19 protein-coding genes are annotated in these 15,796 nt (G+C 38.2%); 10 read left to right on the forward strand and 9 right to left on the reverse strand.

The features are described 5' to 3' along the window. Window positions 1-94: 94 nt before the first annotated feature. Complete coding sequence (locus BTN98_RS14230; RefSeq protein ID WP_060997954.1) at window positions 95-886, reverse strand: nitroreductase family protein; 792 nt, start codon at window positions 884-886, stop codon at window positions 95-97. A 186-nt stretch (window positions 887-1,072) separates the two neighbouring features. On the opposite strand from BTN98_RS14230, the gene BTN98_RS14235 reads away from it, so the two are divergent. From BTN98_RS14235 to BTN98_RS14240, 3 genes are all read left to right on the forward strand, one after another. Then, window positions 1,073-1,732 carry a transposase gene (locus BTN98_RS14235; RefSeq protein WP_197432877.1) on the forward strand — a complete coding sequence of 220 codons (660 nt, stop codon included), beginning with the start codon at window positions 1,073-1,075 and terminating at the stop codon, window positions 1,730-1,732. Next, the gene (locus tag BTN98_RS20500) at window positions 1,701-2,081 is read left to right on the forward strand and encodes a hypothetical protein (RefSeq protein ID WP_197432876.1); all 381 of its coding nucleotides are present in this window, start codon (window positions 1,701-1,703) and stop codon (window positions 2,079-2,081) included. The genes BTN98_RS14235 and BTN98_RS20500 overlap by 32 nt, the downstream gene beginning before the upstream one ends. Before the next feature lie 536 nt (window positions 2,082-2,617). Further along, a complete protein-coding gene (locus BTN98_RS14240; protein ID WP_060997953.1) occupies window positions 2,618-4,324 on the forward strand; it encodes an SgrR family transcriptional regulator in 1,707 nt (568 codons plus the stop codon). A gap of 10 nt (window positions 4,325-4,334) precedes the next feature. Here BTN98_RS14240 and BTN98_RS14245 read toward each other — a convergent pair whose 3' ends face one another. Together BTN98_RS14245 and ltaE are read right to left on the reverse strand one after the other, a co-directional pair. Continuing rightward, the gene (locus BTN98_RS14245; protein ID WP_060997952.1) at window positions 4,335-4,796 is read right to left on the reverse strand and encodes a hypothetical protein; all 462 of its coding nucleotides are present in this window, start codon (window positions 4,794-4,796) and stop codon (window positions 4,335-4,337) included. A 206-nt stretch (window positions 4,797-5,002) separates the two neighbouring features. Further along, window positions 5,003-6,007 (reverse strand): low-specificity L-threonine aldolase, encoded by a 1,005-nt coding sequence (ltaE, locus tag BTN98_RS14250; RefSeq protein WP_060998002.1) that lies wholly within the window; start codon window positions 6,005-6,007, stop codon window positions 5,003-5,005. Window positions 6,008-6,257: 250 nt separating this feature from the next. On the opposite strand from ltaE, the gene BTN98_RS14255 reads away from it, so the two are divergent. Then, complete coding sequence (locus BTN98_RS14255; RefSeq protein WP_060997951.1) at window positions 6,258-6,551, forward strand: hypothetical protein; 294 nt, start codon at window positions 6,258-6,260, stop codon at window positions 6,549-6,551. Window positions 6,552-6,642: 91 nt separating this feature from the next. Here BTN98_RS14255 and BTN98_RS14260 read toward each other — a convergent pair whose 3' ends face one another. Genes BTN98_RS14260 through BTN98_RS14270 form a run of 3 tightly spaced genes read right to left on the reverse strand, consistent with a single transcriptional unit; the run spans window position 6,643 to window position 8,976 of the window. Then, on the reverse strand, window positions 6,643-7,980 hold the full coding sequence (locus BTN98_RS14260; protein ID WP_060997950.1) for an ATP-binding protein: 1,338 nt from the start codon (window positions 7,978-7,980) through the stop codon (window positions 6,643-6,645). Beyond that, window positions 7,970-8,629: a response regulator transcription factor gene (locus BTN98_RS14265; protein ID WP_060997949.1), complete on the reverse strand. Its 660-nt coding sequence runs from the start codon at window positions 8,627-8,629 to the stop codon at window positions 7,970-7,972. Before BTN98_RS14265 ends, BTN98_RS14260 begins: the two co-directional genes overlap by 11 nt. Beyond that, complete coding sequence (locus BTN98_RS14270; RefSeq protein WP_060997948.1) at window positions 8,626-8,976, reverse strand: PepSY domain-containing protein; 351 nt, start codon at window positions 8,974-8,976, stop codon at window positions 8,626-8,628. Before BTN98_RS14270 ends, BTN98_RS14265 begins: the two co-directional genes overlap by 4 nt. Before the next feature lie 772 nt (window positions 8,977-9,748). Between BTN98_RS14270 and ppiC the strand changes: the two genes are divergently transcribed. From ppiC to BTN98_RS14285, 3 genes are all read left to right on the forward strand, one after another. Continuing rightward, window positions 9,749-10,030 (forward strand): peptidylprolyl isomerase PpiC, encoded by a 282-nt coding sequence (gene ppiC, locus BTN98_RS14275; RefSeq protein ID WP_060997947.1) that lies wholly within the window; start codon window positions 9,749-9,751, stop codon window positions 10,028-10,030. 140 nt (window positions 10,031-10,170) lie between these two features. Beyond that, complete coding sequence (locus BTN98_RS14280) at window positions 10,171-10,641, forward strand: hypothetical protein (RefSeq protein WP_060997946.1); 471 nt, start codon at window positions 10,171-10,173, stop codon at window positions 10,639-10,641. Between the two features lie 123 nt (window positions 10,642-10,764). After that, window positions 10,765-11,112: a hypothetical protein gene (locus BTN98_RS14285; protein WP_060997945.1), complete on the forward strand. Its 348-nt coding sequence runs from the start codon at window positions 10,765-10,767 to the stop codon at window positions 11,110-11,112. A 69-nt stretch (window positions 11,113-11,181) separates the two neighbouring features. On the opposite strand, the gene BTN98_RS14290 is transcribed toward BTN98_RS14285, so the two are convergent. Beyond that, entirely contained in the window at window positions 11,182-12,318 is a 1,137-nt protein-coding gene (locus BTN98_RS14290) for a hypothetical protein (RefSeq protein WP_231730683.1), read from the reverse strand. 255 nt (window positions 12,319-12,573) lie between these two features. Between BTN98_RS14290 and BTN98_RS14295 the strand changes: the two genes are divergently transcribed. The 3 genes from BTN98_RS14295 to BTN98_RS14305 all read left to right on the forward strand — a co-directional run bounded on the left by BTN98_RS14295 (window position 12,574) and on the right by BTN98_RS14305 (window position 15,083). Next, on the forward strand, window positions 12,574-12,855 hold the full coding sequence (locus BTN98_RS14295) for a hypothetical protein (protein ID WP_060997944.1): 282 nt from the start codon (window positions 12,574-12,576) through the stop codon (window positions 12,853-12,855). 164 nt (window positions 12,856-13,019) lie between these two features. Beyond that, window positions 13,020-14,219 carry an enoyl-CoA hydratase/isomerase family protein gene (locus tag BTN98_RS14300; protein WP_060997943.1) on the forward strand — a complete coding sequence of 400 codons (1,200 nt, stop codon included), beginning with the start codon at window positions 13,020-13,022 and terminating at the stop codon, window positions 14,217-14,219. Window positions 14,220-14,324: 105 nt separating this feature from the next. Continuing rightward, entirely contained in the window at window positions 14,325-15,083 is a 759-nt protein-coding gene (locus BTN98_RS14305) for an SDR family oxidoreductase (protein WP_060997942.1), read from the forward strand. Here BTN98_RS14305 and BTN98_RS14310 read toward each other — a convergent pair whose 3' ends face one another. Together BTN98_RS14310 and BTN98_RS14315 are read right to left on the reverse strand one after the other, a co-directional pair. After that, window positions 15,084-15,191, reverse strand: coding sequence for a 3-ketoacyl-ACP reductase (locus tag BTN98_RS14310; RefSeq protein WP_065190246.1), 108 nt, complete (start codon window positions 15,189-15,191; stop codon window positions 15,084-15,086). It lies immediately after the preceding gene. A 161-nt stretch (window positions 15,192-15,352) separates the two neighbouring features. Further along, on the reverse strand, window positions 15,353-15,709 hold the full coding sequence (locus BTN98_RS14315) for a YibL family ribosome-associated protein (RefSeq protein WP_060997940.1): 357 nt from the start codon (window positions 15,707-15,709) through the stop codon (window positions 15,353-15,355). Window positions 15,710-15,796: the final 87 nt, after the last annotated feature.

The following is a 15,796-nucleotide window of genomic DNA, read 5'->3' on the forward strand; positions in this document are numbered from 1 at the left end:
ATGAGTGTAATAGGAGATAGTGAAGAGAAAAATGATGTGTTAAACATTGGCGGAGAGCAGATTGATATCCGCCATGTATTATAAAGAGCTGTTATCAAACATGAGTAATGATGGTTTCTGCATTGTTCACGCGGTGGCGCTCAGCATAAATACCATCTTGCGCACGAGGGCCACAACCAATGATCATGGTGATTTCATCTTGAGCGTTTAAGTCTAGCAGTTGTTTTATCCGTTTAGAATCAAAACCTTCCATAGGGCAGGTGTCGTAACTTTCAGCACGCATTGCGGTCATAAACGTCATTGCCGCAAGAGAGGTACTTTTATGTAAACATACCCGTAAATCTGCTTTACTGACTTCGCGCACCATCGGCTTGTTACGGCCTAAATACGCCACAATTACCTTACGAGCGATACCAAAAAGACCAAAGCGATCATTACGATATAAGAACGGGATCAGCTTTTCATAATATTTAAGTGCTCGTTTTGAGGTGGCATCTTCACGGCCTTCAAACGCCTGTCGTACTTGCGCCGCATTCATTTTAGTACGCTGTTTCCACTTATAAGGCGTGGTAGTGATAACAATTAGCTCGTGTGCAGTTTTGGCAGCATTTTGACCCATGCATAGCTTAGCTAATTGCTGGCGTTTATCGCTATTAATCACTCGATGAAATTGCCATAGCTGCATGTTGGAACTGTTAGGCGAAAGCACCGCTAATTCAAGTGCACGTTGTACAGCATCATGATCAAAAGCACTATCAGCGTCATACTTACGCACTGAACGACGGCTATGGACTAATGCTGCATATTGTTCAGCTTTGGAAACTTCATTTGGACGTGGAGTAGGTTCAACAGGCTTGGACTGCTGTTGCTCTGGTGTTTCTATCATGGCAAAACAACCTATTTATCGATAAAAATAATTGCTCATATTTCTACCTGTAATTGGCTTGTTAAGCAAGTTTGTGACGGTTTACTAAGTCGCATATTGCTCTAGAGAGAGCACAGGACAGCCATAATATTGCACATCAACCATCAGTGACTACACTTAAGCTTTAAGTTGCTTATGGTGAAACCAATGACAATCTCAAGACGCAAGTTGATCGAGCCTCAAATCACGCCTTTTTATCATGTGATTAATCGCTGTGTGCGGCGTGCATATTTGTGTGGCGACGATCCATATAACGGCAAAAACTATCACCATCGTCGAGGTTGGATAGTAAATAAAATCAAACAATTAGCCGCTGTGTTTTGTATCGATGTTTGCGCTTATGCGGTAATGAGTAACCATTACCATTTGGTGCTAAAAATAGATACCGAACAGCAACAAAAGCTAACGCCGAAAGCGGTAATATCGCGTTGGTTGCAGTTATTTAATGGTCATCCTATTGCGGTCGATTTCTTAAAAGAAGGTCAAATAGGCGCAGATAAACAGCAGGCGTTATCAAATTTAGTCATTGAATGGCAGCAACGATTAGGCAGTATTAGCTGGTTTATGCGCTGCCTTAATGAGGAAATAGCACGAAAATCCAATAAAGAAGACCAATGTAAAGGCGCATTTTGGGAAGGGCGATTTAAGTCTCAAGCATTATTGGATGAAAAAGCATTACTATCGTGCATGATGTATGTTGATTTAAACCCGATCAGGGCAGGCGTTACACCGTCACTAGAAAAATCAGACTTCACCTCGATTCAGCAACGGATCCGTGAATATCAGCAGCCTAGAACCCCCCACTAAACAATCACCATCAAATAAAGGTCATTTTCAATTATTACCTTTTGTTGGCGCTGAGCATCAGGCTAAAACGGCGGGAATAAACTTTGCTTTTGCCGACTATCTTGAACTTATAGATTGGACAGGTCGTTGTATTCGTGAAGATAAACAAGGGTTTATATCATCGAATCAACCTAAGATTTTACAGCAATTGGGAATAATGCCAGACGCTTGGCTTGAGCATAGCGAGCAATTTATGGAACGTTACGCTTATGTAAGCGGTAAATGGTCCAGAATGTGTGCCTTTAAACAACATGCAGGTGGGCATTGGTGCAAAGGAAAATCAGCGAGTCACCAGTTGCATCCCAAATAGATATAGATTTTTAGTGTAGGATGAAAATGCCGCAATAGCCGTTAGGATTGTGGGTATTGTCGATCGTGAAATATGATAATAGCGGTTATTTTACTAATAAATTAAATAATAAGCGGTAACTTTTACAGTGAAAGCATCTGCTGTTGGCGAAATAGATTAATTTTTTAGGGACTTGATTTAATAATAAAATATATGGCTGTCCAAAGTTCTTTAAAGTTCTCTTTATTATCTGTATGTGACTTAAATAATCAGTTCAGATCGCAATGTGGGTGATGTTGATTCTAAAAAGAGGAAAACTGGCTGATATAATATGAGTATTACATCAGCCAGCGTTATTAATGATCACTCAGGAGTCATAATATGTTGGGGGAACTTATTAAAGACAATGTTCATTAACCTTGTCAGTACATTAACGCCGTAGAGTAAGCATGTGTATTTTTACTCTGTAGTCGTACGTTTTTGTTTTGACCCTACCTATTTTAAGTTAAAGTAGAAAAGTTAAAAGAGCATAAATTAATAAATAAGGTTCCCCTTTTATGAGTGGTCAACGGCTTAAATTGCAATTTCAGCGTCTTTATAATCACTTCGGCGGCGATAGCATTGAGACTAATCTACAAGATATTGCAGAAGTCCTATTTTGTACTCGACGCAACGTACGAATGGTGATCAATAAAATGGTGTCTGAAGGTTGGATTGATTGGCAACCAGCAGTGGGGAGAGGTAAACAATCTCGACTTATTTTTAATAATACAGACAGTGAGTTACAGTTAAATTATGCTCGAAAACTAGTGGCTGAAGGTAAACTGGAACCGGCCTTAGTTACTTTAGAACATAATGCTGAAAAACTGGTTCAATTAATTCAAGAACAACTCGGTATTTCACATCATCAAGGTAAGCAAATTGTTCGTTTACCTTATTATCGCAGCTTTGAAAATATTACCCCATTAAAGCCATTACGTCGTTCAGAGCAACACTTGGTAAGACAAATTTTTAGCGGATTAACACAGCTAAATGAGGAAAAAGGGGAAGAAGGAACTGTTGTTGGTGATATCGCTCACACATGGGAACCTATTACACCACGTCATTGGCGATTTTACCTTCGACCTGCAATTCGCTTTCATGATGGGCATTTGTTAGATAGTCACGACATTTTTGCAACTTTTGCTAAGGTGAAGCAATTATCGTTGTTTGCTCATATTGATGAAGTTACTTCACCGTTTAGTAATATTATTGATTTTCATTTATCGCAAGATGATTATCATTTTCCTGATTTACTCGCCAATATAAATGCCATGATCCAACCTGCTAACCATGCATCATTGACCGATTATGAGACTTTTCCTATTGGTACAGGGCCTTATAAAGTGGTGGTAAATGATAAACAGCGCTTTAAATTAGAAGCCTTTGAGCAATACTTTGGTTTTAGAGCATTAACTGATGTAGTCGAAGTGTGGATCTTAAACAGTTTTGCTGCCTGCTATTTACAGCCTACAAGTAGCGACACATTAGAACACAATGTCCATATTTCATCACGACTATCGATGGATCAAGGTTGTACATTTTTATTATTAAATCGAATTTCAGGTTTGGCACAACAGGCTGATTGGTTGAGTTATTTTCAGTCACGTTTGTATAGTCTTAATGTGATGCGTGAAATGGATTTAACTCAAGTCGGGGATTTTAAATTATTCAATGCTTATGGATTATTGCCCGGTTGGATCCACACTCAACAATTACCTGAGCTTGTAGTTATTCCAAATAAAAGGCTGGTGACATTGGCTTATCAGCAAGAGCATCCTATTTATCCTTATATTGCTGCTTTGATTGAAAAATTGTTAGCTAAAGATGGCATACGATTAAAAATTATAGAATTGAGCTATGAGGATATTATTCTTGGTAAGCAGGTTGAAAAAATTGATATTTGGCTAAATGGTATGAGCCTTGGCAGTACCCGTAGTGATGCTATCTTGTCATGGCTGCATAATTTTGATCATATTCAACGTGTTATGCCTACCAATGAGTTTAAACAGTTACAGTTGGTGATCAGTGAGTGGCGCTCAACACCAAAAAGGGCATTTCCAAGTGATATTATCGGCCAAACCTTGTCGCAAACAGGACAAACGATCCCGTTGTTTCATAACTGGCTAGGTGTGAATGATAGTGTCCAGTTGCAAGGGATGGAATCGAATTTACTCGGTTGGTTTGACTTTAAATCGGTGTGGAGTAAACAGCAAAATGCCTAACTGTTACCATTTAATATCTAAGATTAAGATGTTGTTGCGCTGCCATAAAGGTGACATGCAAATCAATTAAATCTTGGCTTTGTTGCAGCCATTCTGGTTGTGGCTGACATTGGCAAAACTCAAGTAATGTGACGATAACGGTATCGAGTTTTTTTAATCCCCAGCGTTTAGTGGTAGCGTTTTGGTGTGGGTCGCAGACTAAAGCCTGTAATTTTGCATAGGGGAGTTGAATATAAGTAAAGGCAAGTTGCGGCTGTTGGTGGTGATAAAACTGACAGATTTTTTGGCAGCCATCAAGCCAATATGCTAGGGCTTCTTCTTGTTGATTAACGGCAGTGTTATTGTGTTCAGATGTTGTAAATAACGCTGTTGGTGTGGTGGCAATAATAGCGGTAAGAGGGGGTATATTATTGGGATTATCGTCACGATACCATGCTTTAATTGTGGCTAACCATAATTGAATATCATCCATATCATCATCCTTGTCGATGGTGCTAACACCTATGTTATAGACTCGTATATCTAATATCTTGATTAACTATAAGCGTAGTTTATCTGCGCCTATTGGGGGCTAAAAAGAGATTTTATTTATTAGGTTGTGATGAATATCAATCTTTGCCATAAAAGCCCATATATATGAGTGAATGATATATGGGCTAATAAGTGAGTCTTAATCAGTTATAACGCACTTTTTAATGCAGCGATAAAAGTATCAATATCGTTTGTTGTAACATCTAAGTGAGTAACGAAACGCATTGGATTACCACCACTAATTAAAATACCTTGTTGCTTTAAGGTATCGATTAATTGAGCTTGATCGATATGCTGATCTACTTTGGCAAATGCCATATTGGTTAGAATATGATCAAGGTTTACGCTAAAGCCTTCAACAGTGTTTAGCTGCTCTGCTAAATAACGCGCATTACGGTGATCATCAGCAAGACGTTCAACATTTTCTGTTAATGCAAGTTTACCAGCGGCTGCAATAATGCCAGCTTGACGCATACCACCACCCAGCACTTTACGCCAGCGACGCGCTTTAGCGATTAAGGTTTTATCGCCTAATAATAAAGAGCCGATAGGTGCGCCTAAACCTTTTGATAAACAAATCGTAAATGAATCGAAGTATTTAACGATTTCTGTAATATCAACATCCATTGCTACTGCAGCATTATAGACACGTGCGCCATCAAGGTGCAGTTGCAAGCCGTGTTGATCAACAAACTCACGTGCTTGTTGAATATACGTAAGCGGTAACACTTTACCATTAATGGTATTTTCAAGGCTAAGTAGCTTAGTGCGTGCAAAGTGAGGATCGAGTGGTTTAATGGCGGCAGTGAGTTTTGTAAATGGAATGCTACCGTCAGGATCATTTTCTAAAGGTTGAGGTTGGATTGAACCCAAGATAGCGGCACCGCCACCTTCAAATTTATAGTTGTGTGCTTGTTGGCCACAAAGGTATTCATCACCACGCTCACAATGTGCCATCAATGCAAGTAAGTTAGCTTGTGTTCCTGAACTACAATAAATTGCCGCTTCAAAACCATGACGTTCAGCTGCCCACAGTTCAAGATCATTAACTGTTGCGTCATCACCATAAACATCATCACCAACTGCAGCAGATGCCATTAATTGACGCATTTTTTCTGATGGGCGGGTTACTGTATCTGAGCGAAAATCTATCATTTATTGTTATCTTCCTATTTGGATTTCCATAATATTTTTAATATATCATTCTGTCATTTGAATAATCTATAGCGATCTTGACTTTTTATGGCCCTAACCATGCATGAATAAGCAATCTAATGAAATAAAAAAAGTGATTAATAATCATAAAAATCCCTCTAATATCAATATATGAATCTACACTTATTAAAGCTATATGACTGGGTGCATAACACTCGATTTTATAAGAAACAGGGAGAGATCCGTAATGTTAGTGGAACAACGAAATTTTACGTTATGTGGTAACAAACAAGGTAATGCTTGTATAAGAGTGATTCCAACAGGGAAGTTAGAGGTTATTATTGCTGACGATGATTCTTTATGTGAGGCAGAATTTTCACAATTGTGGTTTAACAAGGCGGGAATGAAAACATTGTTAGTATGTCGTGAAGCAGAGCAAGTCTGTTGGCAATTAGATCTCACTAATAAGGATGCCAAAGAGCTTGAATCGTTAATTGAATCAGCACAAGAAGAGTTTGAAATTTTGATGCGTGCGTTGTAGGTTCTAGGACAATAATATGTTGATGTTATCGAATTAAGCCCTACAAATGTCGTACTTTGTAGGGCTTTTATTTATGGTTATATTTCAGATGTTAGTTTCGTGGAATCGGAAGGTAAAGCATAGCTTTTAAGCCACCTAGCGTACTGCGAGTTAAGACTAAATCACCACGGTAACTATGTGCAAGTTCATTGACAATATTGAGCCCAAGTCCAGTACCTGGCGTATTTTCATCTAACCGAACCCCACGTTTTAGTACTTGCTTACATTTTTCAGTAGCGATACCGGGGCCATCATCTTCAATTATTAATGCAATATGACCATCAACAATAGGTTCTTGATAAACGCGAATGAGGCTATTGGCCCATTTATAGCTATTTTCAATCAAGTTACCGATCATTTCGTCTAAATCACTTTTTTCTACCGCAATTACTACATCACTATCAAGTTCATTCACCAGCACTACGCCGCGATGGGCATAGACTTTATCCATCGCCAATGAGATTGCATCAATACGGTGTGATAGCGCTGTTTTGGTCGCAAGAATATTCATCGCGCCAGCCATGCGAGCACGACCTAAATGATAGTCAATATGTTGCTGCAATTGTTGTAATGCCGGTGCGAGTTTAGCCTGTGTGGCTGGATCTAATAACGACACTTCATTATTAAGGATTGCAATCGGTGTTTTTAACGCATGGGATAAATTCCCTGAGTGGTTTCTCGCGCGCAATAACAACTCTTGATAATGAAATAACAGTGCGTTTAGGTCATCAATAACGGGCTGGATCTCAACCGGATAAAGGCCTGTTAGTTCGGTTGAATGACCTTCACGTACTTCAATCAGATTTTTACGCAGTTTACGCAGTGGCCACAAAGACCAACTCACTTGTAATGTTGTTAACGCTAAAATACCAATCGCCATAATGGTCAGAATTACCCACAATCCATGGGTTAATTGCTGCAGCGTTTTTAACAGTTTATCTTGATTAACCGCCACCGATAATTCGATAGGATAATCGCTATCGGGCAAGCTAAATTTACGCTTAACAACAATAAGTGATTGATTATCTGGGCCTTCAAATCCTTTTTTGTCATTGCCTTTTATGGTGGTATCCCATAATGAGCGTGATCGTAAAACTTGTTTATTAAGTTTTAATGACCAATATAAGCCACTGTATGGGAAATTAAAGCGAGGGTTTGATAATCGGCCATCAACAAAAAGTTGACCGTGTTTATCAATATCTACCTGAGCAGTAATTTGATCCATGTAGAGGTATAGCTGTGATTTTTCTTGTTCAATTAAGTAGGTTTTAATAAAAGAGGGAACAAGGTAACCTGCAGATAGTGTAATCGCCAATAACCAAACTGCTGCAGCAATCAGCAGTCGGTTACGAATACTTGGTCGGCGATTTTTTATTGGGTTAGTTAGCATTGATACGATATCCAAGACCACGTACAGTCTTGATTACATCATTTCCAATTTTGCGACGAATACGACCAATAAATACTTCAATAGTATTAGAATCGCGATCGAAATCTTGCTTATAAATGTGTTCAACTAATTCAGTTCGAGAGATAACTTTGTCGGTATTGTGCATTAAATATGACAATACTTTAAACTCAAGAGCCGTTAAATCAACCACCTGATCTTGCCAAGTTACTTTTGACGTTCGAGTATCTAAACTCAATTCTCCAGCTTGAATGATTGGTGAAACATTGCCTGTTGCGCGGCGTAATTGAGCACGGACACGCGCAATTAATTCAACCATTTGAAAAGGTTTAGTGAGGTAATCATCGGCACCTGCGTTTAAACCATCAACACGCTGAGTCAGCTCATTACGTGCGCTGAGGATCACGACTGGGCAATTAACGTTTTCTTCACGAATGCCTTTTAAAACAGTGATACCATCAAGCTTGGGTAGGCCTAAATCAAGCACTATCGCATCCCAGGGTTCAGATGTCGCACGATAAAGTGCATCAATACCATCGGCAGAGTGCTCTGCAACCCAACCATTTTGCTCTAAACCGGTGACAATTTGCTCACCTAATGTAACATCATCTTCAACGACTAAAATTTTCATTTTGGAACCTTAAGGACACTTTCAAGGTGGCGTCCTTTTATTTCTATCATTTTAAGAGTACGGGCTTCATACTCGACTTTTATAATATTATTGTTAGCATCAATAAGCTTTAATTCGTAGATCCATTCATTATCATTTTTATCTAATTCGACACGAATAATACGGGCTAATAGCTGCTGGTGGACTCGATGTTGCAATGCAGAAAAAGGTTGAATAAGTCCTTGGGCAACAGCATCCATGACATTATCATGATGTTCATCAATATCCGTCGTCGGCGCGGCAACCACCTGAAAACTAAGGATGCTGATAAATCCAATAAGATATAAATATTTGTAATGTTTTTTCATATTTATAACTGTAACTAACTAGCCATGAATGGAAAATGAATGGCCTTATTATAGATAGATTATTTGTTTTGTAAGCCTTTAAATTTTTTCAGCTTTTTAAAGTCACTTGTCGCTGAAAGCATAAAAGTGTCTTTTTAAGATGCCTAGACTAAGTTTAGTCGTTTTATTACACGTTAAGTTAGCAATACTAAAGTTGATTAATCCACTGCATATACCCGAGTCTACACTCTGTCTCTTCCTACAACACATGCCCGCGTCCAAATTCCGTCATTCCCTACAGTGAATGCCCGCGAGAGCGATAGGGAATCTACCATCCGCGCGTTGTAGAGCTATTTTCGCTGGCTTCTTTAATGCTCAAACATGGGCTAAATAGTTTACGGATAGTCCTTATAAAAATATGGTTGTTCCATGTTTCTCGCTTTGCCCAAACAGGGGGTATCCAAAGAGAATGTCTTGGGGTTAATACTCTAAGTCATTTCTGTCCAGCTTCGTGCTTGCGGCACGGCCGACTCACTGTGATCACCAAGCGATTCTGTCGTACCTTAACTGAGCTAATGAACTATCCGCTAACTTTTAACATGAGAATAGAATTAGAATATCTTATGTTTTCACGAGTTTATTAACTAATTGATTATAATGAGGTCGTTAGGGCTCGTTATGCTTTCAGCGACAGTTACAATATAATGTTCGTCATTAGCGTTTTATAATAACTAATGCGATAATCACCGCATAAGTTAAACCTTCATAGTATAGCGATAATAGGTTGATTAGCATGGCTTCAACAGCAGCAGCACTTCATATTTTAGTAAAACATAAAGAACAAGCAGACGATATTCTTGCGCAGCTTAAAAAAGGTGCTAAATTTCAGACGCTTGCTAAAAAGTATTCAACTTGCCCATCAGGTAAAAGAGGTGGTGATTTAGGTGAATTTAAAAAAGGCGCGATGGTGCCAGCGTTTGATAAAGCGGTATTTAGCGGTAAAGTGCTAGAGCCAATCGGTCCAGTTAAGACTAAATTCGGTTACCATATTATCAAAGTGTTATACCGCACCTAATCGATAAGATTGTGATAATGTTTAACAAGGCGCTGATGATTCGGCGCTTTTTTGTAGCTGCGGTTAGTAGAGTATGGTTAGGTTAAATTAACGCATTTAGTCAACCAGTTTTATGGTGATGTTTTGGTAGGGTTATTAAAATGAACAAAGATCGACTTATTCGTGGAGCAGTCTTTTACACTCTCGCGGCAATTGTTTTTTTCAGTGCCTTAGAAGCGGCAAAATTTGTTTTTTTATTAGGCTCAAGTAAAGCGTTGTATCCGATTTCTATTTTTATGTTTTCGCTTGGATATAGCACCTTATTATTGTTTGTATCGTATTCTTTAGGGCAAAAACTGTTGTATGAAGGTAGCCGTAGCAATAAGCTATTTACCATTAAAAGACAATCAATGATGACATTGTGCATGCTGAGCTTATTTTCAGGTTTAAGTGTGATTAACATGATTGTTTTATCAGAGTTTGCTTCAGGTTCGCTGATTTCATCAACCTTGACTGACCTTAGTACGCTATCTTTGCAGTACGGAGTGACAACGTTTATCGGCACATTGATAATTTTATTTGTGGTGATGTGGGTAAATAACCTTATTGTCGATAAAGTAAAAACCGCGTAAAGCTCGCGCTTGATACGAGTCAAATTGGTTGTGGCAGCGTGTCGCAACCAATATTAATATTCCATTGAGCGATATAAGGGTATGCTTAACCTTAATTATTGAAATTTATGTTTAAGGAAAGGTATGCGTTACGCATTAATGATGGTTGGTGTAGTTGCACTTTTATCGGGGTGTAGTACTGCATCTTTAACCTCTACACCTTCTACAACACCAGCGCAAAAACCAACGTCAATCCAAACCACCAAGCCACTAACTCTCACTGAGCAATTTATTCAGCATGGTTATAATGATGGTTGTAAAGATGCTGTGAATAATCAATGGCAGCCGTCAAAAATGATCCTTGATGACATGAGAGGCGTTGAGAAAATGCGGTATGTTGAAGGTTGGAAGCAAGGCTATAAGCGTTGTGTTGTTGGCTTAGGGCCAGTAAAAATCAACGATACAATGCCAATTTCACATCAACAAAAGTAACCTAAGTGGCAATGGTTTTGTTGTTAAGACATAGCGTCTCGTAAACGCTATGTCTTAGGATATTATGTATTATTGATGAGTTTGGGTCCGTTGCTTTACAGGTTTTGGAATATAACGGCCTAATTCATCAATTTTACGGTTTTTAGAGAAGAATATTTCAAGCTCAAGCATAATGCCAAGATTTGCGTGATAATTGTAATCTCGTGGAAATTCAAGTTGTGGTCGAGCTGCAAGATAAAGCCAGTTTTTATATACTCGACGTTTCCATTCTGCGGAAATCCAATAGTTAGTCACTTCTTTTATTTCATCGGTATCTGCACTTATTCCTATTGAATATTCAAATAAATCTTTATCAGCTACACGTTGATAAATATTGAATTGTTGTACTAGTTCCCATTTATTATCTTGTTGTAAATATTGCGCACTGGTTGTGGCTCTAAAAATGTTTTTTTGATTAGGCGTTAGAGCATAAAAGCCACTCATTTGAGTAAGTGTTCCAAGCCCTTTTGAATGATAATAGAAGACTTCTTGGTCAAATTGGGTGGTCCAATTTTGACTAATGCTATCAACACGAGAAAGGCGAGCTTTGGTAAAAGGATCAAGCGGGAGTTTTATTTTGATACCAATATCAAAATCAGATGTCCAGTTGCCAAACTGTGCATCTTGTAACCTAAATCCGCCAATTGTATCGCCTGTTTGAGTTTTACTACCAGATGCAATACCACGCTGTTTACTTTCAAGACTATCGTAATCACTTGGTTCTGAGTCGAGGATCAATTTCCAATCACGTTTAACATGCGGTAAATCGAGCTTAAAGTAGACCTTGAAGTCATTTTCTAGTTTTCCTCGATGTGAGTAAACTGATCGATGACGAATACGTAGGTAGCTGCGGTTGGTTAGTTTAGCTCGATCATCTTCTTTGGTTAGACTGTGATCGATATACTTTCCAATATCATGTACTGAGTCACAAATGGATTGTTGAGAATGATCTACCCATTGCTGTATTGTTTGTGAGCCACTGTAAGTGTTGTTATTGGCAGTTGGTAGGGTATGCGATAATGTATGTGTTACGCCGTCACTTTTCTTGGGGTGTTTAGGCGTACCTGCATCTTGCTGAGTAATCGTTGCAGCATCAATCGTCGCCGTATAGCAAAAGCATAATGGCAAAAAAAGGAAAGAGAGAATAATGTTATTAAAAGTATTCAATGTAGTCTTATATCCTTACTTTTGTCGCTGAATTTTAATTTTTATATCATGTATGGCAACTATACTAATTAAGAAGTTAACGATTATTAGCTACAGTGTAGATGAAGATTGTTATATTTATTGTGTTAATTGATAAGAATAATATTTTATATTTGTAGTTTGTTTTTGAGATGTTAATACAATAAATAATACAGAACAATCGCTTTTTAAACATCATTTTTGACTATCATTATTGTGAATTTGTTGGAGGGTGATATGGATAATTCAGAATTTAAAAAAATCAAACAAGAAATGTCAGGAAAAGTGAATGCTATCTTTGATGATTTTGAAGAGTCAAATAATCGTTTACCTACGATGGAAGAGTTTCGCGTTATTATTGCTGATACTGCAGATAATTATTTAGGCCCGATGGAGCAAAATACTATTGATGGTATTAATACTAATTTAGAGCGTCAACGAATACGTGAAAAATCGTTATGGGATGCGGTAACTGAACTTGAGGCAGAGGTTCGTCTTCGCCATGATAGTGATTGTTAATATGTATCATGACAGATTTATAGAAGCGATATGTTAGTAATCAATGTCATTGTTATAAAACTGAAAACTCTGTTTTCAACACTTTTTATTAACAATCAGTAAGCGAGAGGCTATAAAGAGCATATTATTGCTAAATAAATGGATTCTTATCGAGAGGTTTATGGATGACTGGAACAGTAAATATATTTGAAATTCGTTGTGGTAGTGGGCATGCAATAGGTGTATTGGAGTTAGATAATACATCATCACTCAATGCATTAACCTTGACGATGCTAAAAACGATTCAGCAGCAGCTATTACATTGGCAACATGATGAAAATATAGTGAGTGTCATTATTCAAGCTGTTGGTGAAAAGGCGTTTTGTTCTGGTGCTGATATTCGCGCGCTTTATTATGCATTAGAAAATGATCCTGCAGTAACAGCTATTAATCAGAGTGTTGCTGCGACAATGGATGGTTATATTCATCAAACTAATAATGAACAAAGTTATTTAGCTAAGCCATTTTTAATTGATTATTTTACACTTGAATATAGCTGTGATTATTTAATTCATAATTACCCTAAGCCTATTATTGCTTGGGGGAGTGGCTTAATTATGGGGGGAGGGTTAGGATTATTTATCGGAGCAAGTCATCGAGTTGTGACGCCTTCTGCTTCCCTAGCTATGCCCGAAATAAAAATTGGTCTTTATCCGGATGTTGGTGCGACATGGTTTTTAAATCAGTTGCCCGCTGGAATCGGTTTATTTCTTGGTTTAACAGCTGCCGATGTTAATGCCAGTGATGCGTTAGATCTTGCAATGGCAGATCATCTAATTGTTGATAATGATCGTGAACGTTTAATTAAACAGTTAAAACATTATCCTTGGCAGAATATTGCAGAAGAGCGTATTGGCACTGTTATTACTGAAATTCTGACAGCTATAGCAACTGATTCAGAAAAACAACGTCCGCCAAGTCAAATGATCCCGTATTTCCCTCAAATTCAAGCGGCGTGTGTTGCGCCAACACTTGATATTGTTTATGGACAAATTGAGGCTATTTCTGGCATGGGATCTTGGCTTGAAAATGCTAAACAAACATTGATTGAAGGCAGTCCATTATCTGCCCATATTTGTTTCCACCAAATGCAGCACTATCAACAAGTCAGTTTGGCTGACTGCTTTTTAATGGAGTTATCGCTGTCTGTTCGCTGTGGTTTGTTGGGAGAATTTAAAGAGGGTGTTAGAGCACGACTCATAGAGAAAGATAATCAGCCTAAGTGGTTATATAAAACGCTTTCGAATGTAGATACACGTCTTGTCGATTGTTTATTTACACCTTTATGGCACCAGCAACAAAATCCATTAGCTGATTTAGTCTAATTACAATCAGAATTAAACGGTGTTGTGTTTTCTCTGTTTTTGTCGTTATTAATGTTAATCAGTGTCTTTAGAATATTTTATAAACAGGTTTAGGAGCAAATTAACGTGAACATTGAGAATAGTGTTGTTGTCATTACAGGAGCCGGTCAAGGGCTAGGCCAAATGATGGCTGTAACGCTTGCGCAGATGGGAGCACAACTTGCTTTAATTGATGTGAATACGGCAGGGTTACGGAAAACACAAGATCAATGCCATATGCTAAATAGCATGGCACGTATTTATGAGGCTGATGTCACTAATGAAGCAGAAATTGAACAAGCTTTTTTGAATATTATTGAGGATTTTGAGCATATTGATACGCTAATTAATAATGCAGGGATCCTTGATGATGGTTTGCTAGTGCAAAAAAGCCAACCAGGCATCAGTAAAATGTCTTTAGAGCAGTTTCAAACAGTTATGGATGTTAATGTAACAGGTACATTCTTATGCGGTAGAGAAGCAGCTAAGTGGATGATTGAGAATGAAACCAAAGGCGTTATTATTAATATTTCAAGTACTGCTCGTGCCGGAAATATCGGTCAAACAAACTATGCAGCATCTAAAGCTGCTGTAACTACTATGGCGGTTGGCTGGGCAAGAGAATTAGGCCAATACGGTATTCGTGTAGCCGCTATTGCACCTGGTCTTATTGATACGCCAATGGCAATGCAAATTAATGATGACAAGCTTGAGAAAATGTTATCTATGGTGCCATTAGCACGTTTGGGCGAGCCAACCGAAATTGCCCATTCGGTGAGATATATTATTGAAAATGATTATTTCACCGGCAGGGTACTTGAAATTGATGGTGGGTTACGGTTGTAATCAAGCGTGGTTATATAATGCAATTAATGCTAAAACGCCACCAACGGCAAACATGAGCATTGATAAGCCAAACGCGAATTTTGCCATATACGGCATTAATTTTTCCATTGGTAAGTCCAAGTAGCAATTAAAGAATAGATTTTACCTCAACATTAGCGCTAATGTTGAGGTTTTCTGTTTTTTTTTACATAAAAAAAGATCGCCATTAGACGATCTTTTTATGCCGATTCGGCCATTATTGTTTAGTCAATAATGTGACTAAGCAATAATTAGAATGCTTTTGGTGCGTAGCCCGTAACAGCTTTAATGCCCATGCTACGGCCTAATGCCGTCATTGGGTGAACAACGACAAGGTCTTTTACTGATTTTTTCAGTTTACCCATATCTGCTTGTTCTGCTTTAGTTAACACGCGATTGAAAGCAAGAGATTTAACATCTTTACTTTTGCCACTCACTTCTGATGACTTACGGTGTTTAACGTTTTGCGCTTTTTTGTTTAGGCTAAGAAGCTCATCTTTAAACTGCTTGATGATAACTTTATCATCACGTTGAATAGCAGCAGCAAGTTTACGCTGGCACTTGTCCATACGGTTGTTAAGATTTTGAAGCTCTTGGTTTAAATTCATGTCATTACCTTTGTATTTACACTCGCAATACACTAAATCGTAGTGTTTACGATGAATAGGTATTGAGTTGCCGCTAGTATACATTAT

This window comes from Photobacterium aquimaris (genome assembly GCF_002954455.1).
Taxonomy (GTDB): Bacteria; Pseudomonadota; Gammaproteobacteria; order Enterobacterales; family Vibrionaceae; genus Photobacterium; species Photobacterium aquimaris.